The following is a 25,927-nucleotide window of genomic DNA, read 5'->3' on the forward strand; positions in this document are numbered from 1 at the left end:
ATGCATAAGATTTTGTTGGCACTGGCAGCAAGCCTGACGCTCGCGGCGTGCGCCGTTCAACCCGCGACGCATGCGGATTTACCTTCGACCGTACAGTCGATAGCGCCCGCGAACTGGAGCGCCGACGCGCCGCAAGACAACGTGGATGCCGCGGCGTGGTGGGAGCAATTCGGCGACCCGGTGCTGCATGAACTGGTGAGCTCGGTGCTGAGCCAGAACCTCGATGTGCAAGCGGCACTTGAGCGGGTGAAGCAGGCTCAGGCCGTGACCACGCAGCGACGCGCCGCGCTGCTGCCGGAACTCGACGCGAACGCCAGCGCCGCCGATGCGCGCCAGAACACGCCGCCGCCGCTGGGCTATGTTCGTCAGGCAGGGTTAGGCCTGACGCTCGCCTGGACGCCCGACGTGTTCGGCGGCGAGCGCCTCGAACTGCTCGCGGCACAGGCGCAATTGACAGGCCGTCAACATGATGTCGACGCGCTTCGTCTCGCGCTTGCGGCCAATACGGCATCGGCATATGTGGATCTGCGCTGGGCGCAGAGTGAACAAAAGATCCTTCAGGACAATATCGCGATCCGGGACCGTGCACTGCGCCTGACGCAGGAGCGCATGCAATACGGGCTCTCGCCGCGCCTCGACGTCACGCGCGCACAGAACCAGTTGAGCGAGTTGCAAGCGCGTTTGCCGCGCGCCAACGCCACTGTCGAACATCAGCTCAGCCTGATCGCGGTGTACTCGGGGCGCACGCCTGAATCCGTCGATACGCTCGTGCTCGCCACGCCCGGGACCATCCCGACACCTTCAAACGCGGTGCCCCAGATGCTGCCCTCCGAGGCGTTGCTGCGCCGTCCCGATGTCCGCAGTGCCTACGCCGAGCTGACACAACGCGCAGCGGAAGTGGGTGTTGCGCAAGCGGACCGCTATCCGAAGTTCTCGCTGCAACTGACTGACGGTTTGCTGGCGTCGTCGTATCTCGGGCTTCCCACGCTCACCGACAACCTCTTCAGCGCTGCGCTCAATGCGACCAGCCCCATCTTCAATGCCGGGCGGATTACGGCGGGCATCGAGCAGAGCCAAAGCCGCATGCGCGAATCCGATCTGCGTCTGCGGCAGACCATGCTGCAGGCGCTGAAAGATGTGGAAGACACGCGTACCGATCTCGTCAGCACGTCGGAGCAGGCTGAGCGCCTGAAGGACGCATTGCAATCCTCCGATCAATCGCTACGCCTGTCCACGCAACTTTATAAGGGCGGTGCAAGCGGTTTCCTCGATGTACTCGCCGCCCAAGAAGCGTATCTGCAGGACTCTGATGCGCTGAACCAGGCGAAGCGTGAACACGCGCTGGCAGCGGTTGCGCTGTACCGTTCGCTCGGTGGCGGCTGGAGCGAGACAAAGCAGGAGTAATGCGTAGGCCATGCCTCGGGTAACATCGGGCATCTTCTGTGTCCAGGATGCCCACCACCCGCATGGCACTCAAAAACCTGTTGAGACGGCTTGACCTGACCACGCTGCAACTTTTTCTTGCGGTCTACGAGGAGGGCACGCTCACGCGTGCGGCCGAGCGCGAGGCTATCGCTGTTTCGGCCGCGAGCAAGCGGCTGCTCGAACTCGAACAGGCCGTGGGGGCGACGCTGTTCGTGCGCCGGCCCAGGGGCATGGAGCTCACGCCCGCGGGCGAAACCCTGCTGCATCATGCACGCCGCGTGTTGCGCGATGTCGAGAACATCGGGATCGAACTGGCTGAGCACGCGAGCGGCGTGCGCGGGTTTGTCCGCATGATGGCGAACCTCTCGGCGATCGTCGAATTCCTTCCCGAAGACTTGCGCGCATTCTTTTCGATGAACGAACGCATCAAGCTCGACCTCGAAGAGCGCCCGAGCAGTGGTGTGGTGCAAGGCATAGCCGACAGCCTAGCCGATGTCGGCATCTGCTCAGGCGAAGCCGATACGCGCGGCCTCGACGTCTCGCACTACCGGCATGACTCGCTGGTCGTGGTGATGCCCATAGATCACGAACTCGCGCTTCGCGAGCAGGTCACGTTCGTCGAAACGCTGGACAGCGACTACGTTGGCCTGCATGCGGCCAGCTCGATCAACCTGCGCACGCACATCGCTGCACGTCAGGCAGGCAAGCCATTGCGGCTGCGCATCCAGGTGCCGGGTTTCGATGGCGTCTGCCGCATGGTGCAGGCAGGTCTCGGCATCAGCGTGCTGCCGCTCAAGGTCTTCAACACGATCGGCCGTCCGCTCGGACTCACGGCCGTCCTGCTCGACGAACCCTGGAGCCAGCGCGACCTGATCGTCGTGGTGCGCGATGTCGATGGACTTCCGCCGGTCAGCCGCATGTTGTTCGATCACCTGGTAGCCGTTGAGCACGACGAGCAAAACAAGGCCTGAGCGTTCGCCGTTCACGAACGGTCATTGGCGAAATGCGGTTGGACGGGGTGCGTTGCCGGCTCCTAAGCTGTCTTCCAGGTTAGCTTTTTCGGGAGACACGCATCATGGCTGGACCGCTCGCAGGCATTCGCGTCATAGAAATCGGCACACTCATAGCGGCGCCGTTCGCCGCCCGCATGCTCGGGGAGTTCGGCGCCGACGTCATCAAGATCGAAGCGCCGGATAACGGCGACCCGCTTCGCAAATGGCGAAAGCTGCACGAGGGCACGTCGCTCTGGTGGTATCTGCAGTCGCGCAACAAGAAGTCCGTTTGCGTGAACCTGAAGTCTCCGGATGGCGTCGATGTCGTCAAGCGTCTTGCCGCGGACGCCGACGTCGTTATTGAAAACCTCCGTCCCGGTGCGCTCGAAAAACTCGGCCTTGGCTGGGACGTGCTGCACGCGATCAATCCCAAACTCACCATGGTCCGCATCTCCGGATACGGGCAGTCGGGACCGTATCGCGATCGTCCGGGCTTTGGTGCGATCGGTGAGGCCATGGGCGGCATTCGTTATACAACCGGTGACGTCGATGGCGCACCGGCACGCGTGGGCATCTCGCTCGGCGACTCGCTCGCTTCCCTGCACGGAGTCATTGGCGCGTTGATGTCCATCCTTCGCGTGAAGACGGGGCAGGGCGAGGGTCAAGTCGTCGATGTATCGCTTGTCGAAAGCGTCTTCAACCTGATGGAAAGCCTGATCCCCGAATACGACCTGCTCGGTCACGTGCGCGAGCGTAGTGGCGGCGCGTTGCCGGGCATTGCGCCATCGAATACGTATCGCACTGAAGACGGCGCTTTTGTGGTGATTGCCGGCAACAGCGATCCGATCTACAAGCGCCTGATGCATGTCATAGGCCGCGCCGACCTCGCCGATGACCCCGCGCTTGCCCGCAACGACGGCCGCGCCGCGCAGAGCGCACGGCTGGACGAAGCGATCACCGCGTGGACCACGCATCATCCGATCGACGAGGTGCTCGCCGCGCTCGAAGAAGCAGAAGTGCCGTCCGGCCGGATCTATTCCGTCGCCGACATTGTTGCGGACCCGCATTATCAGGCGCGAGACATGTTGCTTGACGCCGCATTGCCCGGCGGGGTGTCGGTGAAGATGCCCGGCATTGTGCCCAAGCTCTCCGACACCCCCGGCGAAGTGCGATGGCAGGGACCGACGCTCGGTGAACATACGGACTCCGTACTGTCCGGCCTCGGTTTCAACGCGAGCGATGTCGCACGGCTACGCAGCGAGGGCGCCGTGCAATAAGCGCCGCCGCGTTTAAAAAACGCAAAACCTTTTCCCAACATTAAAGAACACATATGACCGGACGGCCGCAAGGCCAGTCCGGCAAGGAGACGATCATGAGCGATCTTGGCGCCACTACGGCCGTACCGCAGGCACACAGCGAAAACGACTTCAAAGCGATTATCAGCAAGGTCGCCTGGCGGTTGATGCCGCTCATCATGATCTGCTATTTGTTCGCCTTTTTCGATCGCATCAACATCAGCTTTGCGAAGTTCCAGCTGCAAAGCGATCTCGGGTTCTCGGACACCGCCTACGGCCTCGGCGCCAGCCTCTTCGTGATCGGCTACGTCTTGTTTGAAGTGCCCAGCAACCTGATGCTTTACAAGGTCGGCGCCCGCCGCTGGATCGCGCGCATCATGATTTCCTGGGGCATCGCCACCAGCGCCATGGTGCTTGTCGGCAATGAATGGCAGTTCTATGGGCTGCGTTTCATCATCGGCGCAATGGAAGCGGGCTTCGCCCCCGGCGTTCTGTACTACCTCACGTTATGGTTTCCGCCGAGCCATCGCGGCCGCATCACCTCGATGCTGTTTCTTGCGTCGGCGTTCTCCGGGCTGGTCGGTGCGCCGTTGTCGGGTCTGGTTCTCGGACACATGGACGGTGTGCTCGGCATTCGCGGATGGCACTGGCTATTTCTGCTTGGCGGTTTGCCATGTATCGTCCTGGGCCTGCTGGTGCTCAAGCTACTGAAGGACCGGATTGAAGACGCGGGCTGGCTCAGCGCATCGGAAAAGTCACTGCTGGCAAGCCGCATCCAGCGACCCGCAGCCCACACGGGCGCCGGCAACTCGTTACTCGATGCAATCAGGACACGCGGTTTTCTCATGCTCGGGTTGATCTATTTTCTGATCCAGGTGGCGTCGTATGGGCTCAATTTCTGGGCGCCGCAACTCATTCGAAGCGCGGGTACACACAACCCGACCACCATTGGATTGCTGACGGCGGTGCCTTACATTTGTGGCGCGATCGCCATGGTCGTGGTGGGCCGTCTCTCCGATGCCTCGGGCGAGCGCCGCAAGTTCGTGTGCGGCCTGCTGGTGATGGCGGCGATCGGCTTTCTTGCCGCAGGCATCTTCGACAAACAAACGGGTTTCCTGATCGTGGCGCTCGGCGTGATGGGTGCGGGCGTGGTGGCTTCGATCCCGGCGTTCTGGGCGCTGCCGCCGAAGCTCCTGACGGGAGCGGGTGCTGCCGGCGGCATAGCGCTGATCAACACGATCGGGCAACTTGGCGGCATTGTGAGTCCTCTGATGGTGGGGCGGGTTCGCGACCTGACCGGCAGCACGACGCCCGCGTTATATGCGATCGGTGCGATGAGCCTGATCAGCGCATTGCTCCTGCTGTTCGGTTTGCCGGCGGTATTGCGCGAGAAGGATCCGTCGGAAGCTCGTGTTTCCCGGAGATAACCTGGGTTCGGCGGTTTTAATCTTCGACGCCATTTTGGGCGCTTTACACGACCAGAAAACCTTTCGTTTTGGCGCCGGAGAAAATCCAGTTGCGACCTGATACGTTGTTAAACATGGACAGGGATTTATTGCAATGAGCCAATATAAATAGGTCGAAAATGCCCGCGACGAGTAGTCCTGAACGCTTTATCCAGTCGATTGGCCCGGTTGAGCAATTGCATACGCTTTCGCCTGAAATCCTTGTTTCCGTCCGGTGTTTTATGCAATAAAACATCGACTGCCGGTTATCCCAACTAAGATCCGGCCAAAAATACCGTGTGTGGCGCAAGTTATGCAAACGCAGGAAAATGCGACCGGCTCACTTCATCCAATGCTTTAAAAACCATCATGGCGCCGCCACTGGTTAAGCCCTTGCGTTATCCTCCAAATACCGGGCAAACGCCGATTTGCCTTGCCTCACGCCACGATTCGGCGCATTCTTAATCGTTCCGATGCTAATGACCGTCAGTTTGCATATCGGTCTTCAGCAAATTTCCACGACGGTCAGCGCAATGTGTCCAGCGAGTGCGTTATGACCATCCATACCATCGAATATCGCGGCTATGCATTGCGCGCTTATTCGCAGCAGATTTTCCCGCCGCATGGCGATCCGTTTGCAAAAGGTCCCAAGCGTTTTTCCGCGATTGTTCAGATAGATACCGTACCGACCGACAGCGCAACGTCCAAGCGCTATTCGCCAGCAATCAAGGGCGCCGAGCCGGCCAATGCGGACGACGCTATCGAGCTCGCCATGCAGTATGGTCGAGATATCATCGACGGCAAGGTTCAGGCCGGTGCACTCTACAACGCGCGAAGCGGGCGCTTTTCCCGCTCGGTGCGGCGGTTCCAGCCATCTGCGGCTGCGCCGTCCGCACCTTTGCAGCCAGGCGGCGCTGACAACGCTACATGAGCGGCAACGCTCGAAGTGCGCAATATGTATAAGCAGCAGCCACGCGTGACAGGATCTCGGGGCGTCGCGCAATAACTGAAATTGAAGAAAATCATGAACGACACTGTAAGAAGCTATCGCGGCCTCGAAATTTATCCGCTGATCTATCCGCACAAGCCGCGCGGCGCGGACGGTTCCCGTCATTACGACTCGGGTTTCGACGCCGCCGTGAAGATCTCCCGGCGCGGCGTTGACGACAGCACGACCACCAGCCGCGTATATCGCGTGCCGGGCGCCGGTCCGTTCAGCGGCTCAGGTGAAGCGCGGCTGGCATCCACGCGCTATGCCGAACGGCTGATCGACGGCAACGTCGTTGGCGAATCGATTGCCGATCTATGAGTTATTCGCTCGATCATCCGCCCATGAACCCGTCACTCGATAACCGAACGGCCGACAAGCCGGCGGAATGGGCCAATTACAACGTGGCGGCCTCGTCAAGGCGCGCAACGGGCGGAACCATGCCCACGCTGCGCGTGACGCGGCTGAGCGACAAACGCGTGATCTATCCGTTTGTCGGTTGCGCGGACATGCCGCTGTTCCCCGACGCGCAAGGAGCGCGCGATTACGCAGAGCAGTATGGCGCCAGCCTGGTGGACGGTGATATCGCGGTGCCTGAGTGACGACAGGGTGAGCAAATGGCACTTGCAGGGCGCCTGAAAGGGCGGCAATCGTGACAAATCGTCCGCGATCGTTTCATTGTGTGACTAGGCACGGTCCGAAATAGCTTGACACGTTACCCCGCGGCACGTAATCTGAGGGTCGAAGTATTCAAGAAGCTCGATTGCTGTTCATCATTCTGCCTCGTTATCTCCGCGGTATTTGTTGTCCTCTCACTTCCTTGAAGCTTCTCTCGCCTCAATACGGGGTTGCATCATCTTTATATTTTCAAGGATTTATCATGGATACCGGTATCGTCAAGTGGTTCAACGACAGCAAGGGCTTCGGCTTTATTACGCCTGACGCAGGCGGCGACGACCTCTTCGCCCACTTTTCGGAAATTCGTAGCGACGGCTTCAAGACGCTCGCCGAAAACCAAAAGGTTAGCTTCGAAACCAAGCAAGGCCCGAAGGGTCTGCAAGCTTCGAACATTACCCCGCTGTAATTAGTGGTGTAGTTGATTTATCGCGTAAATTGGCCTGAGCCGATTTACGCGAGCGGTAAATGTTTTCGCGGAGCTTCGGTTCCCGGTTGCGGCAGTTGCCTTTAGTGAACGACGCCGCTACCACCAGCATTGCATCTGTCTGCCTCTGCTTGCATCTGTTTGCACTTCCACTTTAGTCCGCTTTAGTTAGTCTGCTTTAGTCCCTCTGCAATCTCCTGCAACTTCGCTGCCACACGTCGCGTATCCAATACGAACGCTAAATGTTCGCTGATTGTTTGTGAACGCGCTTGTGATTTCGGCTGCTTTCTGCTGTTTTTCTGCTGTTTCCTCTGCGAATTTTTAAGGCCTCGTGCCTGTTATCAACGCGTCCTGACAATCAATATTTGTCGGACTTGCGTTTGTTCGTGTGTGTCACTTATGCATAACTCTAATATTTATTTGTACAACGGCTATAAAGTCGTTCCTTCCGCGCATCGTCTGCCTGATGGATCATTCGCGTCGAACCTCTTGCTCGAGCGCCACAGCGGCAGCGAGAAGGGCAACCGCTACCAGTTCCACGTTCTCGATTATTTCAAGAACGAGGCGCAAGCACTCGGCCATTCACGCGAGTGGGCACGTCAATGGGTCGATACCCGCGGCTGATCGTCCGCAGAGGGTCATGTTGCAATCCATCGAAACGGCTTGCCCGCGGCTTGCCGTTAAAAAGCATGCCCCAGCCTTCCGCTTTCTCAAGTTCGATCTAGTCGGCTTGCTCTCATAGTCTCCTGGCACGCGCAACAAGCGTATGTGTCCATCGGCGCGCCATCGGGTGCGCCGTTTTTGTTTCAAGCCCACCGAATAAGCGTTTGCTCCACGGGGACGCCGTTGCGCCAGTCCTGCATCGGCCGACAAAACGAATTCGAAAATACTTGTAGAAACTTTGCATCTTTACCCTTAAGCATTGCGCCGGTGCGGTCGATAAACCGTCTGCCTGAGTCGACAAATGTGTGACGGAGCATTAGCAAAAGAAGTTAACGCGTTCGAGGGGTGAGAGCCTCGCCGTCAACGAACACTTTGCGACTGGCACGGCGCGCGGACACACGAAAATCGATGTGCCCGCGTCGCACTCATACCGCTGCCGATACTTGGGGGGCCAAGGACGGCAGCGGCTATTCAGCCGTCAAGAGCCCGTTCGGGCAGGAGTCACCACGTGAATCTCAAACACATGAGCATCAAGAGCAAACTCGTTGCTGGATTTGGCGTGCTCTCAGTGATCGTGCTCGGTGTGTCAGCGATGTCGCTGCACGCGCTGAGCAGTTCCACCGATGGTTTTTCGAACTATGTCCATGGTCCAGGCGCGCGGGCCGACATGGCAGCACAGGTTCGCACGGCAGTGGACCGCCGCGCCATTGCGGCGCGCAATCTTGTGCTGGTGACGAAACCGGTGGACCTGGAAATCGAGAAGGCCGATGTCACGCGGGCGTCCGACGACGTGCAGGCGCGGCTGAAACTATTGAAGACCATGGTCGCAAACGGACCCGGCAGCAGCGACACCGCCCGCAGTCTGGTGGCTGAAATCGATCGTGTGGAGACGCTGTATGGGCCGGTCGCCAACAACATCGTGGCGCTCGCGCTGGCGGGCAAGCACGACGAGGCCATCGTCAAGATGGATGATGAATGCCGGCCGCTGCTGGCCGCGCTCGTGAAAGCGACGGACGCCTACGCCGACTTCACGCGCGGCCGCCAGGAACAGTTGGTGCGCGACGCTGAAGACCAGTACGAAACGCAGCGCAACCTGCTGATCGCCATTTGCGTGGCCGCGATCGCCGCGGCATTGACGGCGGGTGTGTTCATCACGCGCTCGATCACACTGCCGATCCGGCGTGCCGTCGATGTCGCGAGCACGGTGGCTCGTGGCGATCTTCGCAGCCGCATCGTGGTCACTCAGAACGATGAGACCGGGCAGTTGCTTGGGGCGCTCGCCGACATGAATGCGCGCCTGATCGAAACGGTGAGCCGCGTGCGTGAGAGCAGCGGCAGCATCGCGAGTGCGTCGTCGGAAATTGCGACGGGAAACACCGACCTCAGTCAGCGCACCGAAGAGCAGGCTGCGTCGCTGGAGGAAACGGCGGCGAGCATGGAAGAGCTGACATCGACGGTCAGGCAGAACACCGAAAACGCGCAGCAGGCCAGCGCGCTGGCGACCAGCGCTTCAGATGTTGCCCAGCGTGGCAACAAGGTGGTCGGGCAGGTGGTCGATACCATGCACGGTATCAGCGAGAGTTCGGCGAAGATTGCGGAGATCACGGGGATTATCGAAGGGATTGCGTTCCAGACCAACATCCTGGCATTGAACGCGGCGGTTGAAGCAGCGCGGGCCGGGGAACAGGGCCGTGGTTTCGCGGTGGTCGCGAGCGAAGTGCGCAGTCTCGCGCAGCGCTCGTCGAATGCGGCCAGGGAGATCAAGGACCTGATTGCGAACTCGGTGCTGCAGGTCCAGACCGGTTCGGCGCTTGCCAGCCAAGCTGGCGAGACGATGTCGGAGGTGACGCAGGCGGTCGCGCGCGTGACGGACATCATGGAGGAGATTGCGGCGGCATCGATCGAACAGGGCCGCGGCATAGAACAGGTGAACCGGGCGATCACACAGATGGACGAAGTCACGCAGCAGAACGCGGCGCTGGTGGAAGAAGCGGCGGCGGCCTCGCATTCACTGCAGGATCAGGGGCGGCAGTTGACAGAGGCCGTTGCGTTCTTCCAGGTGGAGGCCACGACGGTCGCTTCCCGTCCAGCGGCTCAGCCGACTCATAAGCCCACGCACAAGCCGACGGTTCGCGCGTCGACCTCGCCGGTTGCCAAACGCGCTATCAAGCGCTCGCCTGCCGCGCTGATTGCACCGCTGAAAACGGCAAGCGCCGGAGAGGAAGGCTGGAGCACGTTCTGACGCATTGTTACTGTCTGGCAGGGGGATGAAGCGGCGCGACTGCGGTCGCGCCGTTTTCAGCGGGTGGCGCATGCGGTTTTATGTGCTGATCGCGTTAAGTCCTTCAGTCCGCATGATGCTGCCGATCAAATTATGCTTCGTTATCCAGATGATTTATTTTAGATTGGTCTCGTCGCGCAGTATTCTTTGTATCGATACGCTGGCTTGCAAGTGAGGGCCGTGATTTGCCGGCGGCGCTGATGGAAGACGTGGTTGCGTTCGGCGGCGCGCTGGTGATCGGCATTGCGTTCGCTTGAGCCGCCTCAACAGCGCTACCGGTGTAACTGGCGTCGACGTCGGCATCGGCGCGATTTCAGCTTAAATTCGGCGCCGTTTCAATAATGGCACCGCTTGGGTATCGAGAAGTAGGTGGCCAGCATCTCTGCCAGGCGCCACGTAGCGCAGGGCCGGCGGCAGTGGGCGTCAAAGCCTGCATCTTTCAGGGTTTCTACCGGATCGGCCGGCCAGACGTTGCTGATCGCGACCAGCAGGCGGCCGGTGATGTCGGCATCGGGGCGCAGGGCGCTAATGAAGGCATAACCGGATTCGCTGTCGAGCCGCGTATCCAGTATCAAGGCCTGGGGTTTCCAGTTCTGCAGCAGCGAGCGCGCCGATTTGAGGCTCTGGGTATGCATGACCTGCAGCCCCGTCAGCCGCAGCAGCGCGGCCAGCGATTCCCCGATCAGTTTGTCCTGATGGGCGATCAGTACCCGCGGTGAGCCGATCGGCATGCGTGCCTGTTTGTTGCTCCATAGTGCAAAGTGTCTCTCATCATCCGTACCTGAACGATTGCTCATAGTGCCTCCTCCTGGTTTTATGGTGTGGGCGGGGCGCCGGAGCCGTAACTGGAACCGAATGGGCTCCAGGTACGGCAACTGCGGGTCCGGCGTTGGGAGTGCTGCGGAATCGATGAGTGAGTGTCGCGATTAAACGTTTGCCGCAAAACCCGGTCGATGAGGGGACGCTCGCGAACTTTTCGGGGGGGCCGCGGACCCCCCTTCGTATCCCTGCGAAAGGGGGGGTGGCGACACACCGACATGCCGTTACCATCTGGTTGTGATTTATGGGAATGGCAATGGAAAACGGTAATTTCAAAACGGTGCTGCTGGTCGAGGATGAGGGGCTTACGAGAAGCGCCATGAAAAGCCTGATCCTGGCCAACGAACCGTTGCTCGATATCGATGAGGCTGACGGCTTCGAACAGGCCACGGAGAAGCTGTCCGAGCGCTCGTACGATCTCGTTTTCCTCGACTATCAATTACGGGGCGATTCCACGGGACTCGATCTGCTGAACTGGATCGGGGAGCAGGAGCGCGAGGTACAGACCATCATGCTGTCCGCACAAGACGACCGCGATACGGTGCTGGAATGCATCAGGAGCGGCGCATGCGGCTTTATTTCGAAGGCGAGTGAACAAGGGCCGGGCGTGTTCCGCGAGGCGCTCAAGACGATTTTGAGCGGCCGGGTGTATCTGCCCAATAGCGTGCTGGGAAAGGGCGGTCACAGCCCCAAGCCGGTCTCCACCCATTCGGGTGTGACGGTGGAGTCGCTGAACCTGCCGCCGCGCCTGACGGAGACGCTGCGCTATTTGTTGCAGGGTTTGTCGAACAAGGCGATCGCGAGAAAAATGAATATCAGCGAGAACACCGCCAAGGAGTATTCAAGCGATCTCCTCGCCCGGTTTCACGTAACGCGTCGCACGTTCCTGATCGTGGAAATGGCGCGGCGCGGAATCGAGATGCCGATGGGCAACACGGCGACGGCAGCAGCGTCACGGTAGGGAAGGCTGGGCCTGAGAGATTTATAAATAAAATTAAGTGAGCAGCCGCGTTTGTCGCGTATCTACAATGTTGCTACTGCCCCGGCGCTGTGGCATAGTATCTACATTGATGATACGGAGTTGAAATGCGTGTAACCGTAAAGAAATGGGGCAACAGCGCAGCGGTGCGTATTCCCGCCGCTGTGATGGAAGCGATCAGCTTGAATCTGGACGAAATTGTAGACGTCCACGAGGAAGGTGGAAGGATCGTTATCGAGCCGGTGCGTTTCAAGGAGTATGACCTTGATCAGCTGTTGGCCGGTATAACGCGGGAAAATTTGCACGCCGAAGTCAGTTTCGGCCCGGCACTCGGTAAGGAAAGCTTCTGATGGTACGGCGTTATGTGCCGGAAGCTGGCGATATGGTATGGCTGAATTTCGACCCGCAGGCAGGTCACGAACAAGCCGGACACCGGCCGGCGCTGGTGCTCAGTCCCTCGGCGTACAACAACAAGACTGGATTGATGCTTTGCTGCCCTATGACAACTCAGATCAAGGGTTATCCATTCGAGGTGATCGTCGGTGGCGACCGGGCGCAGGCGGTGCTGGCCGATCAGGTCAAGAACCTGGATTGGGGCGCGCGCAAGGCAACGCGCAAGGGCCAGGTCTCTTCAAGTGAACTCGCCGATGTAAGGGCGAAAATTGGCGCCCTCATCGGGATTCCCAAAGTCAGGTCCTGATCTGCAGGAAGCGCGACGGTCAAGCCTGGCTGTCGCGTTCGTCCTCTGTCTTCCCCTTTATCAGCAAGCCCTCGCGGTCTCTCCCTCCTGGCGCCCCGATATCAGCGACGCAATCTGCCGGCGCAATTCAACGGGACTAACCGGCTTGCTCAGCACGTCGTGATCGCAGGCGAGCGGCACGATGGTCGCAGCCGGCTCACCGGTGACCACCAGGCACGGGCAGCGCCGCCCGATTTTCGACGCACCGAGCATGGCCACATCGCGTGCTGTTTTCGAATCGCGCAAACGGAAATCCGTGATGATGAGATCCGGATAACGTTCGATGGTATTCAGCGTCTCCTCGAACTCCTCGAAACTGCTCGCGGAATCGAACAGCATGCCCCATTGCACGAGCAACGCTTCCGTCGATGCCCGCACGAGGCTGTCGTCTTCCACCAGCAGCACATAGAGCCCGTCCAGCGGCACCGTTTGCAGGTCGGAGGCGTCACCTCGCGCGCGCGGCGCGGCTTCGCCGAGCGGCGAACCGCAAATGGGCATTTCGAGCGAGAAGCGCGAACCGCGTCCTTCTGTCGATTTCAGCTCGATCCGGTGTTCCTCCAATATGGACACCACGGCGTTCACGATCGACAGGCCAAGACCCAGTCCCCGATCGTTGTCCTGCTCGGCGTTGCCCACCTGGAAAAACGGCTGGAAGATCGAATCCCAATGTTCCGATGCAATGCCAATGCCGTTGTCCACCACATCAATCCGGGTTCGCGTGGCCGAACGCACCACGCCCACGATCACCACGGGCTCGGCTTTCTTGCTGGCATCGGCGTAACGAATGCCGTTCGACACCAGGTTCACGATCGCCCGCCCCAGCCAATGCGCGTCGCTGCGTACGTACACGGGTGCCTGAGGCATGCGCAGGCGCAACTCGACGCCGTGCATGGTCGCAAGCGGGCGCAACTGCTCGGCCGCTTCCAGCACCGCGATCTTGAGGTCGAACACGTGATAGCGGGGCACGACCCGGCCCGACTCGAGCCGGGACAGATCGAGCACTGCGTTCAGGAAGCGTGCAAGGATCACCGATGAACGGCCGGATTCATCGATCAGCCGGGCGGCTTCGGTGACATCGTCGTGGTGCAGCGCTTCGGCGGCGGCTTGCAGGAAAAGATTGAGCGCGTGCATGGGTTGCCGCAGATCGTGCGTGGCGGCGGCGAGGAAATTCGACTTCTCCTTGCTTGCGGTTTCCGCGGCCAGCATCTGCTGCTCCTTGAGCGCGAGCAATGCGTTGGTCTTGGTGTCCTGTTCTTTCTCCGACGCAAGCAGGTCCAGGTTCTTTCGTTCCAGTTGAACGTTTGCGGTGGAGAGCTCGTTATTGAGCACACCGAGGGCACGCTCTGCCGCGAAGCGTTCACGCGACACCCGTTCCGCATGCACGCACACGCCATGGCCGATCACGACCACGTTGAACAGATAGAACATGCCCATGTAGAAGTCTTCGGGCGAGAGAATCCTGATGGTGTACTGCATCACGATGACCGATGAAAACGTGATCGCAGCGGCTGTCAGCGCCACCCCCGACATCAGGTAGAAGAAGCCGGACTGGAAGAAAAATACCAGGTAGAGCCCGACGAAATACCACGTGTAGTTGTACGGTCCTGGCGCCAGGGCCACCATCAGAACCAGCAGCACGTTACAGCCGTAGACGCCGGTCAGGATCACGCGCTGCGACGTGGCATGCGTCGCGAACGACGCCCTCAAGGTCAGGCTGCCGACGAATGCCAGCAACACGATGCCGGCGAACCGCAGCACCATGATCTGCATGAAGACCGGGGCAAGCACCGCGCTTTCACGGCCGAAACTGAAGTCGTACCAGAGGAAGCAGATCCACACAGTCAGCGCGAGAAGCGCCGATGCGCGGCGAAACGCGCAGAAACGACGGCAATGGTCTTCGAGGAACTGGGCTTCGAAAGCGGCGTCGGGGAACGGCTTCGGCAGCGAAAGATTGCGGACGAGACTTAAGCCCGCATCGCGCGCGGACGAGGAAAAGAGCCGCGACGGTTTGGGCGCGGCTAGTTCAACAACGTGTTCGGGGACGTCCATGATTCGCTCACTCGAAAAAGGGCGTGATCGATTACTTTATCTGACCATTCGCCTGAAGCAAACATCATATTTACGAAGTATTCCAGATGTTTACCGTCCATGACAGGGTGTCATTGGCTTGATGACCGGCACGCGCTCGCTAATGGCGAACTCTCACGCTACCCTCGCTTTCATCGTCGCCAGATAGATAGTCCTACTGTGTTATTCGTCTGATCTTTAAAAGGTACCGCCATGTCACGCGTTTTCATAACCGGGTCCGCCGATGGGCTCGGTCAGATGGCCGCCCGTCTGCTGGTTTCGCAAGGGCATCAAGTGGTGCTGCATGCCCGGCATGACGAGCGTGCGCATCAGGCCTTGCGAGCCGTACCGGGCGCAGAGGCCGCCGTGTCCGGCGATTTGTCGAGTATCGAAGAGACTACCCGCGTGGCGCTTCAGGTGAACCGGCTAGGACACTTCGATGCCGTGATCCATAACGCCGCCGTGGGGTATCGGGAGCCGCGGCGCATCGAGACGGTTGATGGCTTGCCGCACGTCTTCGCCATCAACACGCTTGCGCCCTACATCCTGACCGCATTGATCGACAGGCCCGAACGCCTGGTCTATCTCAGTTCGGGCATGCATGAAAGCGGCGATACCCGCCTCGACGATCTTCTCTGGCAACAGCGATCCTGGCAGGGATCGAGCGCCTACTCCGATTCAAAATTGCACGACGTCCTGCTCGCGTTCGGCGTGGCGCGCCGTTGGCCTGACGTGTTATCCAATGCCGTGCATCCCGGTTGGGTGCCGACCAGGATGGGCGGCTCGGGCGCACCCGATGACCTGAAGGCCGCGCCGCAGACACAGGCCTGGCTCGCCGTCAGCGATGACCCTGCCGCAAGAGTGACGGGCGAATATTTCTTCCATATGAAACGGCGGCAACCGAGCGCGGCCGCCCGCAATGCGGATTTGCAGGATCGGCTGATCGAGGCGTGTGAACGTTTGTCGGGGATACGCTTGCCTGAGTGAGAGGCAGGGGCGGGTGGTGCGGAGTTGGCCGCGAACGCGTGAATGCGTCGGGCGCGATTCGTTGTCGCTACCCGTTGTCGCTAACTGGGCCGGTTCGGACGCAAAGAAAGCGACCGCGACGAGCCCTGCCCAGCCCTTAAATCAACTCGGAAATCTCGATCAGGTTCAGGTCGGGATCACGGACATAAACTGATCGAATCTTCTGCGTGGCGCCGGTACGCTCGACCGGCCCTTCAATAATCGGCCACTCGAATTTCTCGAGGCGCGCGATCACATCGTCCAGCGGCACGGCCGCGATGAAGCACAGGTCCAGCGCGCCAGGCACCGGCACATGCGCCTTCGGCTCGAACTCCTTGCCGCGCACATGCAGGTTGATTTTCTGGTTGCCGAACTTGAACGCAGTCCGTCCCGCACCGAAGGTTTCAAGCTTCATCTGCAGGACTTCGGTGTAGAAATGGCGCGTCGCGGCTTCATCGACGCAAGTCAGGACAAGGTGATCCAGGTGATCGATGATGGCCATGTGAGGCTCCTTAGCTGGCAAACGCCTGTTGTGCGGGGGCGCCGCCTGCGGCCATCGGCGGGGCGTCGTGCAGGTCGAGCCGGCGGCCGGCCTTGAGGATCTGGCTGGGTACGTCGTGACCTATGAGGCCCGGCAACAACGCTGCTGCATTGAGTACCGAGGTGAGATCGACGCCGGTGTCGTAGCCGTCCAGTTGCAGCATATGCACCAGTTCCTCCGTACATACGTTTCCGCTTGCGCCGGGCGCGTAGGGACACCCGCCAATGCCGCCAAGCGATGCATCGAAACGATCGATGCCTGCGTCCAGCGCTGCCAGCGTGTTGGCGAGCGCCATACCGCGCGTGTTGTGAAAGTGCAGCGTGAGTTCGAGCGCGGGGAATGCCTCACGCACGCGTTCGCAAAGTGCTTTCACCTGTGAGGGGAACGCCATGCCGGTGGTGTCGCAGAGGGTCACGCCGTGCACGCCGAGTCCGGCGAATCGCTCGGTCCAGCGCAGCACTTCCGCCACCGCGACGTCGCCCTCCATGGGGCAACCCATCGATGTGGACAGCGACACGTTGATCGCTACCGGCGTTGCCTTCACCACGCCGATCACCTCACGCAACTGCGCGAATGACTGCTCGCGGCTCATGCGCAGGTTCGCGCGGTTGTGGGTCTCGCTCACCGACATCACGAGGTTGACTTCATCGACACCGCACGATAACGCGCGTTCCGCCCCACGCACGTTCGGCACGAGCACCGTGTAGACCACGCCTTCGCGCCGCGCGATGCCATGCATTACGGCTTCAGCGTCGCGCAGCGCGGGAATGGCTTTCGGCGATGTGAACGACGTCACTTCGATCTTTGCGAATCCGCAGGCGCTCAGGGCGTTGACCAAGGCGATCTTCGCGTCGGTATCGACGAATTGCTTTTCGTTCTGAAAGCCGTCGCGGGTCGCGACTTCCTGGATATACAGGCGTTTCATGGGGCTCCTCATGTCGGATGATGGCGCGTTATTCAGACATGATGGACCCGCGTCGGGGCCTTGAAAATTGGTGGATTTTCCACGACCGTTTCCAAATTGGAAAGGCTTTCAAGCGAAACGCTCACCGATGGTTTCGATCGATTCGCGCCTTCGCCACCGGCCAGCCGATTTTGCAAATGGCGGGCAGTGTTCCCGTTCGTCAGGACCGCTGTGCTGGCGTGAGCGGCACACGCAGTTGGCCATGGCCGACTGCGCCCATGTCGCTTCAGTCCTATCACCATGACGCGATCGTTCTAGGAGCGGGGTTTATGGTCGCATCTACTCGAAGGGACCCATCCAGCGCGTTTCCGGTATGCCGGCTCGCTAAAAAAAACCATCCTGCATCACCGTTCCTTTCCCGGGAGTCATCGAATGTCGAGAACGTTGGAAGCATCGCCCCCTGAAGTCGATCTGAAAACGCTGCGTAAGGTGATCTTCGCTGCATCGATCGGTAATTTCGTCGAATGGTTCGACTTTGCCGCGTATGGTTTTCTTGCGACCATCCTCACGCGGGAGTTTTTCCCAAGCGGCGATCCGGCAGTCGGGCTGCTCAAGACCTTTGCCGTCTTTGCCGTGGCGTTTGCATTCCGGCCGCTCGGCGGCATTGTGTTCGGCGTGATTGGTGACCGCATCGGCCGCAAGCGCACGCTCGCATTGACGATCCTGATGATGGCCGGGGCGACCACCTTGATCGGTTTATTGCCGACGTACGCTGCGATCGGCGCAGTCGCGCCGTTCCTGCTGACGGTCATTCGCTGCGTGCAGGGGTTCTCCGCGGGCGGCGAATATGCCGGCGCGTGCGCCTACGTGATGGAGCATGCGCCGCAGGAAAAGCGGGCGCGTTACGGCAGCTTCGTGCCGGTATCGACGTTCTCGTCCTTCGCGGTGGCGGCCATCGTTGCCTACGCGCTCGACGCTTCGCTTTCCGCCGATGCCATGAGCACCTGGGGCTGGCGCGTACCGTTCCTGGCTGCTGCGCCCATCGGCCTGATCGGTCTTTACCTGCGGATGAATCTCAGCGAAACCCCGGCTTTTCGCGCGCTCGAGGGCGAGCACAACGTGGCGCATGCACCGCTGCGCGACACGCTGCGCACGCAGGCAGCGGGCATTCTGAAACTGGGGGCGTTCATCTCGGTGACGGCGTTGTCGTTCTACATGTTCACCACCTATTTCGCGACTTACCTGCAAGTGGCGGGCGGGTTGAATCGCGCGACGTCGCTGCTGATCACGGTGATTGCATTGTTTTTCGCTGCCGCGCTGTGTCCGTTGGCGGGTCTTTATTCAGACTGGGCGGGCCGCCGGAAGACCGTGTTGACGGCGTGCGTCATTCTTATCGCCATGGTCTATCCATCGTTCTCGCTGGCGGGGTCGGGGCACTTCCTGCCGTCGGTCATCGGCGTGGGCATGCTGGCGATTGGCGCGGTATTGGCGAACGTGGTCACCGCCCCGCTGTTATCCGAGGTGTTTCCGACGCGCACGCGCTATACGGCTTCCGCCATCACTTACAACCTGGCCTATACGGTGTTTGGCGGCACGGCGCCGCTTGTCGCCACGTGGCTGATCACGACGACAGGCAACAACATGTCGCCTGCGTTGTATCTGGTCGTGATCGCGGTGATGGGATTGATCGGTGGCTTGATGTTGCCGGAGACGTCGAAGGTCTCGCTGCACGGCGCGGGGGCAACTCATCCCGATGCGGCCACCGCCGCCGCATTGAAAAGCGCACCGGGCTCGGCGGCTTAAACGCCGGGGGGCGCTGACGGTTTGACAACCGTCGCAATGGCTACGTCTGGCGATTGCCGGGCCTGCCCCGACGCTGCGATGACCCGATCCACGAAGCGCAGTTTTTCGACGACGGGCGGCGCAAGCGCGAACGGGTAGGCGTCCGGCATGCCGAGACTGCGATTCAGGCTGTTTAATGCGTAGGTGAGCGGAAACCACTGTTTCATCAGATGGTTGAAGGTGGCTTCACCGGGTGGCACCTCGACCGAAAGCGTAGGATCGAGCGAGTTCCCCGGCATTAGCGCGACGCCGCAGGCCATGGCGGTATCGACGGTATCCACGATGTGCAGGTAGTGCGCCCAGGTTTCCGCCCAGTCTTCCCACGGGTGCATGGTCGCGTAGGCGCTGACAAACGATTTGCCCCACTCCGGCGGCGCACCCACCTTGTAATGCTTCGCCAGCGCTTCGCGGTAACTCGCCCGCTCGTCGCCGAATAGCTTGCGAAAACCCGTGATCCACGGCGTATTCGCAACGAGTCGATCGAAATAGTAGTGACCAATCTCGTGCCGGAAATGGCCCAGCAAAGTCCGGTAGGGCTCGCCCATTGCAAGCCGGACGCGTTCGCGCTGCGCGTCATCGGCTTCCGCGATGTTCATGGTGATCAGGCCTCTGTCGTGCCCGGTCAGCACTCGCTTGCCGCGTTTATCTTCCAGGAATTTGAACTGCAGCCCCGTTTTTGGGTTGTCCTGGCGCGATTCCACGCGCAGTCCCAGGGCGCCCAGCGTGTAGAGCAGGCGGCGTTTGGCCGCTTCCAGCCTGAACCAGTAGTACCGGCGATTCGCCACGCCCAGGTTGGGAATGGTGTGCGTCAGGCGGCAGGCGTGACATAGCGGGTCGGTGGAATCGGCCGGCACCATCCAGTTGCAGACTTTTTCGACTTCGTAGTTGTGACAGCGTTTGTACAGCGTGTCCCGGTGCTCAGGGTGCCGGCTGCGCCAGAGACCGTCGCCGGCGTCTTCGAAAGCGCTGATTTCAGCGATCTCCGGGATAAAACCAAGCAGCGATTCGCAGCGCTCGCAGCGAAAATTCTCGAAGAACACCAGCTGATTGCAATGATTGCAATGGAACGTTTTCATAGGCCGGGGGTATCGAAGCACATGGTGCATGTTCCCCCAGTATGGGCATGCGCGCTGGAAGTTCTTCGAAACAACCTGTAGTGCGCCAGGGGAAGTGGCTCCGGGACCGGCTTGGGCCTAGCTTACGCGTCCTAGCGGAATGTGACGGGACGCCTGGATTACAAAAGCGTGATGCGTGCGTCGACCCGGACACGCCTCGCGTGGTCCAATAGATAGGATGACGACATAATCATCCACTCACCGAAGCAATCAACCCGTCCATCCGGTTTACTGACTCGGCGCGCCGGCACTTGCTCCCACCGGCGCGGCGGCTGCCTTGGCCGCTGCCTCGTTCGGGTCCATTTCCCATCCGCCGCCCAGCGCGAGGAACAAGTTGACCTGATCGAGCGCGACCTGGCTTCTCGCCGCAGCCAGCTGCCCATTCGTCGATGTCAACGTCCGCGTTGCATCCAGATCGGCGATAAACGACTCGCGTCCGGCGATATAGAGACGATGGGTCTGATCGGCGGATTGGGCCGCTGATTTCTGCGCGGCCGTCAAGGCATCCGCGCGAGTGTAGTCGGCGGCGTACGTGGCGAGGCTGGACTGCGTTTCCCGCAGCGCCTTCAGAACCACCCCGTCGAACTGGGCCAGCGCGGCATCGGCGCCGTATTGCGCTTCCTGGATCCGTCCGCGCTGACCGTTCACCGGGAAGCTCCAGCTGATCAGCGGACCGAAGCCCCATCGCGCGGTCGGTTGCGTGCCGAGATCCTCGAGAATCCCCGTCAATCCCGCCGATGCCCCGAGGGTTACCGTCGGATACAACGCACCCGTGGCCACGCCGATCCTCGCGGTCGACCCGGCGAGCTTGCGTTCCGCCTCGCGTACGTCGGGGCGCCGGCGCAGCAGTGCGGCGCCATCGCCGACGGGCAGCGGCTGCGCGATCACCGGCGTCTTGTGGCAGGCGAACACGCCCTTGGGCAGGTCGGCGGGCGCACGCGCCAGGAGCGTGGCGAGCTGGTATTGCGCGATCCGACGGCGTGCGGTGAAGGCCGGAATAGTCGCCGAGAGCGTTTCCACTTGCGTCTGGCCGCTGGTGACATCGGGCACATTGCCTCGACCCGCCTGCTGCAAGCGCCGCGATACGGATACCCGCTCGCGCTGCAATTCGAGGGAGCGCTGCGCAATGCCGAGCTCTTCCGCAGCCGAGCAATTCTGCACGTAGGCACGCACCACATCCGCGACTACTGTGATGCGCGCGAGATCGGCTGCCGCCTGGGTTGCGTCGCTATCGGCGCGTGCGGCTTCCACGCCACGGCGTAGCGTGCCGAACAGATCGATTTCGTACGAAATGTTGATGCCGATATCGCCTTCATTGGCGACGGGGATCTTTTCCGTCAGCAGGTATTGCTCCGCCGATTCCTGCGCGCGCTTGAACGCAGCCGATGTACCGCCCGAAAAACCGCCTTGCGCCTGCGCCACGCTGAGAGCGGCGCGCGAGCGTCCGAGATTGGCTGCGGCCACGCGCAGGTCCGTGTTCGACGCCATGGCTTGCTGGACCAGGTCGTCGAGGACGGGGTCGTCGTACAGACGCCACCAGTGCATGGGCACCGGGCCGGCCGATATGGTCGACTGACCCGACGCGCCATCGAGCGGGGCGTTGGTGAACGGTGCATTGACGATGGCGTCTTTCGGTACCGAGTAGTCGGGGCCCACCGTAATGCACGCGGCAAGCGTGAGCACGAACGGCGTCAGGGCGAGAGCGCGCGGCATCTTCACTGACTTCTTCATTGACTTGCACCAGGCGAGGAGGCGCTCGCAGTGCCGCTGCCCGCGCCGCTCACCGGCGAGACGCTCACAGCGCTTGCTGGCGCTACCGCGGAAGCACCCGACCCAGCGACGCCTGCCCCCGCCGATGTGTTCGTTTTTCCGAGCGGCGCAATATCCCTCACGGACACGGTCGCCGTACGCCCCGCGATCATGCGAAAGTCCGCCGGCACCTCATCGAGCGCGATGCGCACCGGAATCCGCTGCGCGAGCCGCACCCAGCTAAACGCCGGATTCACGTTCGGCAAGAGATTCGATCCCAGCACGCGGTCACGATCCTCGATCCCCGCCACGATGCTCTGCACGTGCCCGTGCAGCATCTTCGCCTCGCCCATGATCTTGATGTCGACCTGTTGCCCGATATCGATCCCGTGCAGCTTGGTCTCTTCGAAATAGCCATCGACGCGAAACGAGTGCAGGTCCACCACCGACAGCACCGAGCGTCCCGAGCTCACATATTCGCCCGTACGCGGCGCGCGATCGTTGAGATAACCGTCGACGGGACTCACCACCGTCGTGCGCTGCAGGTTGAGCTTGGCAGTATCGATAGCGACATTCGCATCAGCCAGCGCCGCTTCCGCCGTCTGCACGCGCGATTGACTTTCCTCGGTCACTTCCCGCGCGACGAGGTCGCCGAGCGTGCGGTTGCGGGCGTCCTCGCGGCGGGCCTGATCGAGCGTTGCGCGCCGTTGCAGGGCCGTTGCCTGCGCCTGACGCAGCGCGAGTTCGTAGCGCGCCTGATCGATGACAAACAGCACCTGCCCGGCGCTCACCGGCTGGCTGTCGACCACGTTCACGCTCACGATCAGGCCGCCCACGTCCGGCGCCACCTGCACGACGTCGGCGCGTACATGGCCGTCGCGGGTCCAGGGCGCGAACATGTAGTAGTCGACCAGGCGCCACAACACGAACGCCGCGATCGCCACGACCACAAGCGTAAAGAGGATCTGTCCAACGGAGAACCAGGCTTTTTTCACGATGTTTTCAAGGTATTAGCCGATGCGAAACGATGACCACGACGCCGAGCACGATCACGTAGATCGCGAGGTCGAAAATGGAGCGATGCCAGACGAAACGGTACAGGCCGACGCGTGCGAAGACTCGCGTGACGACCAGGCAGAACAGGTACGCGACCAGCATCAGTACGAGCGCGGCGGGCAGATACACACCGTAGATATCGACTTCACCGATCATCGCGGGTGCCTTGCAAAAAGGAATGTGTCATGCGGCGGCCTCCGGTTGCGGCGGCGGTGCGGACGCGAGCGTCTCCGGAAACAACGACAAACGCATGCCCACCAGCGCATGCAGCGCATCGCGGATCTGGCGGCCGGCAAAAGCGGGCGCCCGCTCCGGCTGCGCTGCCTCGGCGGCTGCTTCCGCCGCCGCTTCCGCCTGCACCGCGCCGCCGCGCCTTGTGATGCGATCCAGCGCCATATCGATATCCGCTTCCAGGCTCACCGGCACCGGCAAACGCGCGCCGCGCTCCACGCACTGCTGGAAATACGCGCGCACACCTTCCAGCACGCGATCGACCGAGTCGAGATCGGCGTCGTGCAGGCGTTGGCGCAGGCGCCGCAGATCGAGCGAATTGAACGCAATCCGCAGATCGCGAAAACTTTCGATGGACGGATGACGCTGCTCGTCGCTCGCGGCGAGGCGCGGGATGACCTGCATGAGACGGTCGATCATGCGCGCGGTGAGATTTTTCTGGTCATCGACAGGCCGGGTCGATGCGCTCAGCGCCACGTCGCGCCAGCCCGAGCGGATCAGCCGCGCTGCCGCTAGTTCCGCGCCGAACGGCCGCGTCACGCGGGTCCAGACGAACGCGAATAACAAACCCGCCGGTCCCGCCAGGTTGCTGTTCATGAAGGTCAGGAAGTTCGCGTCGTAGGTTCCCTGGATGCTGATGAACGTGGCTGTATTCACGGCGGTCAGCATGGTCGCGAGGTTGTATTGCGGGCGCGGGATCAGCGTGCCGATCAGGATGAAGGGAGTCGCGAACATGATCACGAGCATGGCGAAGTCGTGCACCGTCGGCAGGATGACGAACAGATACAGGCCGGCCAGCACCACGGCAAGACAGGTGTAGGTGAAGAACGCAAACACCTGGGGCGCGGGTTCATCGAGGGCGGCGAAGAAGCAGCACGCAATCGCGGCCAGCGTGACCGCGCCCGCGCCGTCGTTCCAGCCGGACGCAATCCAGAGGCTCGACGAAATGAAAATGGCCAGCACAGCGGACCCTGCCGAAAACAGCAGCATGCCGCGATCGAAGTACTGCTGCGTGCCGCCCAGCCGCCAGTGCCGGTAACGGGGCCGCCAGCTGCCTTCCTCGTTCGTGATGATCACGCGCAGCGTGCGGCAGTCCTGCCAGACATCGACGAGTTGTTTCAGGCGCCACAGCGTGTTCGACAGCAGCGCGCCATCCCAGGTCCGCAGCGTGTCCGCGTCGGGTTGCAGGCTCGCGATCCGGCCGCGCAGGGCGTCGGCCTTCGGGTCGTTATTGGCCTGCGTGGCTGAGGCTGCGTCAGCGCCTGTGGACAGTGGTTCGTCGAACCAGGTGACGATATCGGCGAGTAGCGGTTCGAGGCCCGGCGGCGGAGGTTTCCGGCCGTTGAGCAAGGCGGCCAGCGGGTCGCTGATCGCCGACATGATCGGCATCAGCAACTGCATCCGGCCACGCAACGCCTGCGTCCGTGCGAGCACGTCGGGCCGGGTGTGGTCGTAGGCAAGCTGGCTCAGCAGGAACTCGAGCGCGTTGACGGTGACCGCGAGGCGCTGCCGGCACCCCGAGATGCCCTTGCCGCCCGTGCGTCCCGAGAGCGTTTCTTTTGCGTAGAAAGCGGCGTCGCGGAACCACGCATTGGTCCGTTCGATGAGCGTTGGCGCGAGACGGCTCGGCAAGATGGTGCCGCCCACCACGCTGGCGCACACGATGCCAAGCACGATCTCTTCGGTCCGCGAGACGGCAAGATCGAAGACGCCCGCCGGGTTCATCACGGAGGGCAGTGCGATCAGCGGCATCGTGTAGGCGGCCAGCATGAACACATAGCTGCGCGCGGTGCGGTCGGAGATGGCGAGAAGCAGCAGCGTGCCCGTCCATAACGCGACCACGGCGCTGAACCAGTAGGGCGATTCAACGAACGGCGGTACGAGCAGCACGGCGGCCGATGCGCCGATCATGGTGCCAAGCGCGCGGTACAGCGCCTTGGAACGCGTCGCCCCGACGAACGGATTCGACACGATGTAGACCGTCGCCATCGCCCAGTAAGGACGCGGCAGCTCCAGCCTGAGGCCGATATACAGCGCCAGCATGGAAGCCGCGAAGGTCTTGACCGAAAATATCCATTCGCGCGAAGTGGGGTACGTCATGGTGCGCTAGACGCCTTCTTCTGTATCGGTTTCGGTCGGGCCGATGCTAGGGCCTCGGTGTGACGCAGGTGTTGAAGCTTGTTGCGTTTGACTGGACGCGCCAAGTTTAAACGCAGCGAATACCCGCAGGGTCGCTTCCAGGTCTTCTCGGCTCACATCGTTCAGAACGCCGGCGCGCAGTCCGATCAGTTCCTTCTCGATCTTGGCGGTCACCGAGCGGCCTTCATCGGTGAGCGAGATGATCTTCGCGCGGCGGTCGTCGGGATCTTCGTCGCGGCGCACGAGGTTGGCCGCGCATAACTGATCGAGCAGACGCACCAAAGACGGTCCTTCGATTCCGGTCAACTCGGCCAGCGCCACCTGCCGGACAGGCGCGTCAAGGCGCGCTGCGATCAGCAACGGCGTCGCGCACGCTTCGGAGACGTTATACGCTGCGATTACATCGTGGCTCGTGCGTCGCCACTGGCGCGCCGCAATCACGAGCGCGCTGCTGACGGACTGACGAAGGACATCGATGCTTGGCATGGCGCGCATTGTATTTCGATGACAATTCGTTAGCAAGCTATTGAATTGATTTTGAGAAGGGATG

25 protein-coding genes are annotated in these 25,927 nt (G+C 61.3%); 15 read left to right on the top strand and 10 right to left on the bottom strand.

Annotation, left to right across the window (positions count from 1 at the left end):
• From ACSOSP_RS39410 to ACSOSP_RS39455, 10 genes are all read left to right on the top strand, one after another.
• The gene (locus ACSOSP_RS39410; protein WP_455314419.1) at window positions 1-1,404 is read left to right on the top strand and encodes an efflux transporter outer membrane subunit; all 1,404 of its coding nucleotides are present in this window, start codon (window positions 1-3) and stop codon (window positions 1,402-1,404) included.
• 62 nt (window positions 1,405-1,466) lie between these two features.
• Window positions 1,467-2,396 (top strand): LysR family transcriptional regulator, encoded by a 930-nt coding sequence (locus tag ACSOSP_RS39415; protein WP_455314420.1) that lies wholly within the window; start codon window positions 1,467-1,469, stop codon window positions 2,394-2,396.
• A 104-nt stretch (window positions 2,397-2,500) separates the two neighbouring features.
• A complete protein-coding gene (locus tag ACSOSP_RS39420) occupies window positions 2,501-3,694 on the top strand; it encodes a CaiB/BaiF CoA transferase family protein (protein ID WP_455314421.1) in 1,194 nt (397 codons plus the stop codon).
• 95 nt (window positions 3,695-3,789) lie between these two features.
• On the top strand, window positions 3,790-5,139 hold the full coding sequence (locus ACSOSP_RS39425) for an MFS transporter (protein ID WP_455314422.1): 1,350 nt from the start codon (window positions 3,790-3,792) through the stop codon (window positions 5,137-5,139).
• A gap of 571 nt (window positions 5,140-5,710) precedes the next feature.
• Window positions 5,711-6,088: a hypothetical protein gene (locus ACSOSP_RS39430; protein WP_063771244.1), complete on the top strand. Its 378-nt coding sequence runs from the start codon at window positions 5,711-5,713 to the stop codon at window positions 6,086-6,088.
• A gap of 93 nt (window positions 6,089-6,181) precedes the next feature.
• Window positions 6,182-6,466: a hypothetical protein gene (locus ACSOSP_RS39435; protein WP_455314423.1), complete on the top strand. Its 285-nt coding sequence runs from the start codon at window positions 6,182-6,184 to the stop codon at window positions 6,464-6,466.
• Window positions 6,463-6,747: a DUF6723 family protein gene (locus tag ACSOSP_RS39440; protein ID WP_455314424.1), complete on the top strand. Its 285-nt coding sequence runs from the start codon at window positions 6,463-6,465 to the stop codon at window positions 6,745-6,747. The genes ACSOSP_RS39435 and ACSOSP_RS39440 overlap by 4 nt, the downstream gene beginning before the upstream one ends.
• A gap of 278 nt (window positions 6,748-7,025) precedes the next feature.
• Complete coding sequence (locus tag ACSOSP_RS39445) at window positions 7,026-7,229, top strand: cold-shock protein (RefSeq protein ID WP_031362000.1); 204 nt, start codon at window positions 7,026-7,028, stop codon at window positions 7,227-7,229.
• Window positions 7,230-7,646: 417 nt separating this feature from the next.
• Window positions 7,647-7,871 (top strand): hypothetical protein, encoded by a 225-nt coding sequence (locus tag ACSOSP_RS39450; RefSeq protein ID WP_455314425.1) that lies wholly within the window; start codon window positions 7,647-7,649, stop codon window positions 7,869-7,871.
• A 547-nt stretch (window positions 7,872-8,418) separates the two neighbouring features.
• Window positions 8,419-10,152 carry a methyl-accepting chemotaxis protein gene (locus ACSOSP_RS39455; RefSeq protein WP_455314426.1) on the top strand — a complete coding sequence of 578 codons (1,734 nt, stop codon included), beginning with the start codon at window positions 8,419-8,421 and terminating at the stop codon, window positions 10,150-10,152.
• Between the two features lie 374 nt (window positions 10,153-10,526).
• On the opposite strand, the gene ACSOSP_RS39460 is transcribed toward ACSOSP_RS39455, so the two are convergent.
• Window positions 10,527-10,988: a response regulator gene (locus ACSOSP_RS39460; protein WP_455314427.1), complete on the bottom strand. Its 462-nt coding sequence runs from the start codon at window positions 10,986-10,988 to the stop codon at window positions 10,527-10,529.
• 341 nt (window positions 10,989-11,329) lie between these two features.
• Between ACSOSP_RS39460 and ACSOSP_RS39465 the strand changes: the two genes are divergently transcribed.
• The 3 genes from ACSOSP_RS39465 (at window position 11,330) to mazF (ending at window position 12,689) form a co-directional block, all read left to right on the top strand.
• The gene (locus ACSOSP_RS39465; RefSeq protein ID WP_455314428.1) at window positions 11,330-11,971 is read left to right on the top strand and encodes a response regulator; all 642 of its coding nucleotides are present in this window, start codon (window positions 11,330-11,332) and stop codon (window positions 11,969-11,971) included.
• Between the two features lie 125 nt (window positions 11,972-12,096).
• Window positions 12,097-12,339: an AbrB/MazE/SpoVT family DNA-binding domain-containing protein gene (locus ACSOSP_RS39470; RefSeq protein WP_455314429.1), complete on the top strand. Its 243-nt coding sequence runs from the start codon at window positions 12,097-12,099 to the stop codon at window positions 12,337-12,339.
• Window positions 12,339-12,689, top strand: coding sequence for an endoribonuclease MazF (gene mazF, locus ACSOSP_RS39475; RefSeq protein WP_455314430.1), 351 nt, complete (start codon window positions 12,339-12,341; stop codon window positions 12,687-12,689). The genes ACSOSP_RS39470 and mazF overlap by 1 nt, the downstream gene beginning before the upstream one ends.
• 60 nt (window positions 12,690-12,749) lie before the next feature.
• Here mazF and ACSOSP_RS39480 read toward each other — a convergent pair whose 3' ends face one another.
• Window positions 12,750-14,777 (bottom strand): ATP-binding response regulator, encoded by a 2,028-nt coding sequence (locus ACSOSP_RS39480; protein WP_455314431.1) that lies wholly within the window; start codon window positions 14,775-14,777, stop codon window positions 12,750-12,752.
• Window positions 14,778-15,008: 231 nt separating this feature from the next.
• On the opposite strand from ACSOSP_RS39480, the gene ACSOSP_RS39485 reads away from it, so the two are divergent.
• Window positions 15,009-15,782 (top strand): SDR family NAD(P)-dependent oxidoreductase, encoded by a 774-nt coding sequence (locus ACSOSP_RS39485; RefSeq protein WP_455314432.1) that lies wholly within the window; start codon window positions 15,009-15,011, stop codon window positions 15,780-15,782.
• 136 nt (window positions 15,783-15,918) lie between these two features.
• On the opposite strand, the gene ACSOSP_RS39490 is transcribed toward ACSOSP_RS39485, so the two are convergent.
• Together ACSOSP_RS39490 and ACSOSP_RS39495 are read right to left on the bottom strand one after the other, a co-directional pair.
• On the bottom strand, window positions 15,919-16,302 hold the full coding sequence (locus ACSOSP_RS39490; protein ID WP_455314433.1) for a VOC family protein: 384 nt from the start codon (window positions 16,300-16,302) through the stop codon (window positions 15,919-15,921).
• 10 nt (window positions 16,303-16,312) lie between these two features.
• Window positions 16,313-17,278: a hydroxymethylglutaryl-CoA lyase gene (locus ACSOSP_RS39495; RefSeq protein WP_455314434.1), complete on the bottom strand. Its 966-nt coding sequence runs from the start codon at window positions 17,276-17,278 to the stop codon at window positions 16,313-16,315.
• A gap of 399 nt (window positions 17,279-17,677) precedes the next feature.
• Between ACSOSP_RS39495 and ACSOSP_RS39500 the strand changes: the two genes are divergently transcribed.
• Window positions 17,678-19,048 (top strand): MFS transporter, encoded by a 1,371-nt coding sequence (locus ACSOSP_RS39500; protein WP_455314435.1) that lies wholly within the window; start codon window positions 17,678-17,680, stop codon window positions 19,046-19,048.
• On the opposite strand, the gene ACSOSP_RS39505 is transcribed toward ACSOSP_RS39500, so the two are convergent.
• The 6 genes from ACSOSP_RS39505 to ACSOSP_RS39530 form a co-directional block, all read right to left on the bottom strand.
• Window positions 19,045-20,163: a zinc-binding metallopeptidase family protein gene (locus ACSOSP_RS39505; protein ID WP_455314436.1), complete on the bottom strand. Its 1,119-nt coding sequence runs from the start codon at window positions 20,161-20,163 to the stop codon at window positions 19,045-19,047. The genes ACSOSP_RS39500 and ACSOSP_RS39505 overlap by 4 nt on opposite strands.
• A 267-nt stretch (window positions 20,164-20,430) precedes the next feature.
• Window positions 20,431-21,933, bottom strand: a complete 1,503-nt coding sequence (locus ACSOSP_RS39510; RefSeq protein WP_455314437.1) for an efflux transporter outer membrane subunit — start codon at window positions 21,931-21,933, stop codon at window positions 20,431-20,433.
• Entirely contained in the window at window positions 21,930-22,946 is a 1,017-nt protein-coding gene (locus tag ACSOSP_RS39515; protein ID WP_455314438.1) for an efflux RND transporter periplasmic adaptor subunit, read from the bottom strand. The genes ACSOSP_RS39510 and ACSOSP_RS39515 overlap by 4 nt, the downstream gene beginning before the upstream one ends.
• Window positions 22,947-22,953: 7 nt before the next feature.
• Window positions 22,954-23,163, bottom strand: a complete 210-nt coding sequence (locus ACSOSP_RS39520; protein WP_455314439.1) for a DUF1656 domain-containing protein — start codon at window positions 23,161-23,163, stop codon at window positions 22,954-22,956.
• Between the two features lie 27 nt (window positions 23,164-23,190).
• On the bottom strand, window positions 23,191-25,338 hold the full coding sequence (locus ACSOSP_RS39525; RefSeq protein ID WP_455314440.1) for an FUSC family protein: 2,148 nt from the start codon (window positions 25,336-25,338) through the stop codon (window positions 23,191-23,193).
• A 6-nt stretch (window positions 25,339-25,344) separates the two neighbouring features.
• Complete coding sequence (locus tag ACSOSP_RS39530) at window positions 25,345-25,863, bottom strand: MarR family winged helix-turn-helix transcriptional regulator (RefSeq protein ID WP_455315382.1); 519 nt, start codon at window positions 25,861-25,863, stop codon at window positions 25,345-25,347.
• Between the last annotated feature and the right edge of the window lie 64 nt (window positions 25,864-25,927).

Source organism: Caballeronia sp. KNU42, from assembly GCF_053760385.1.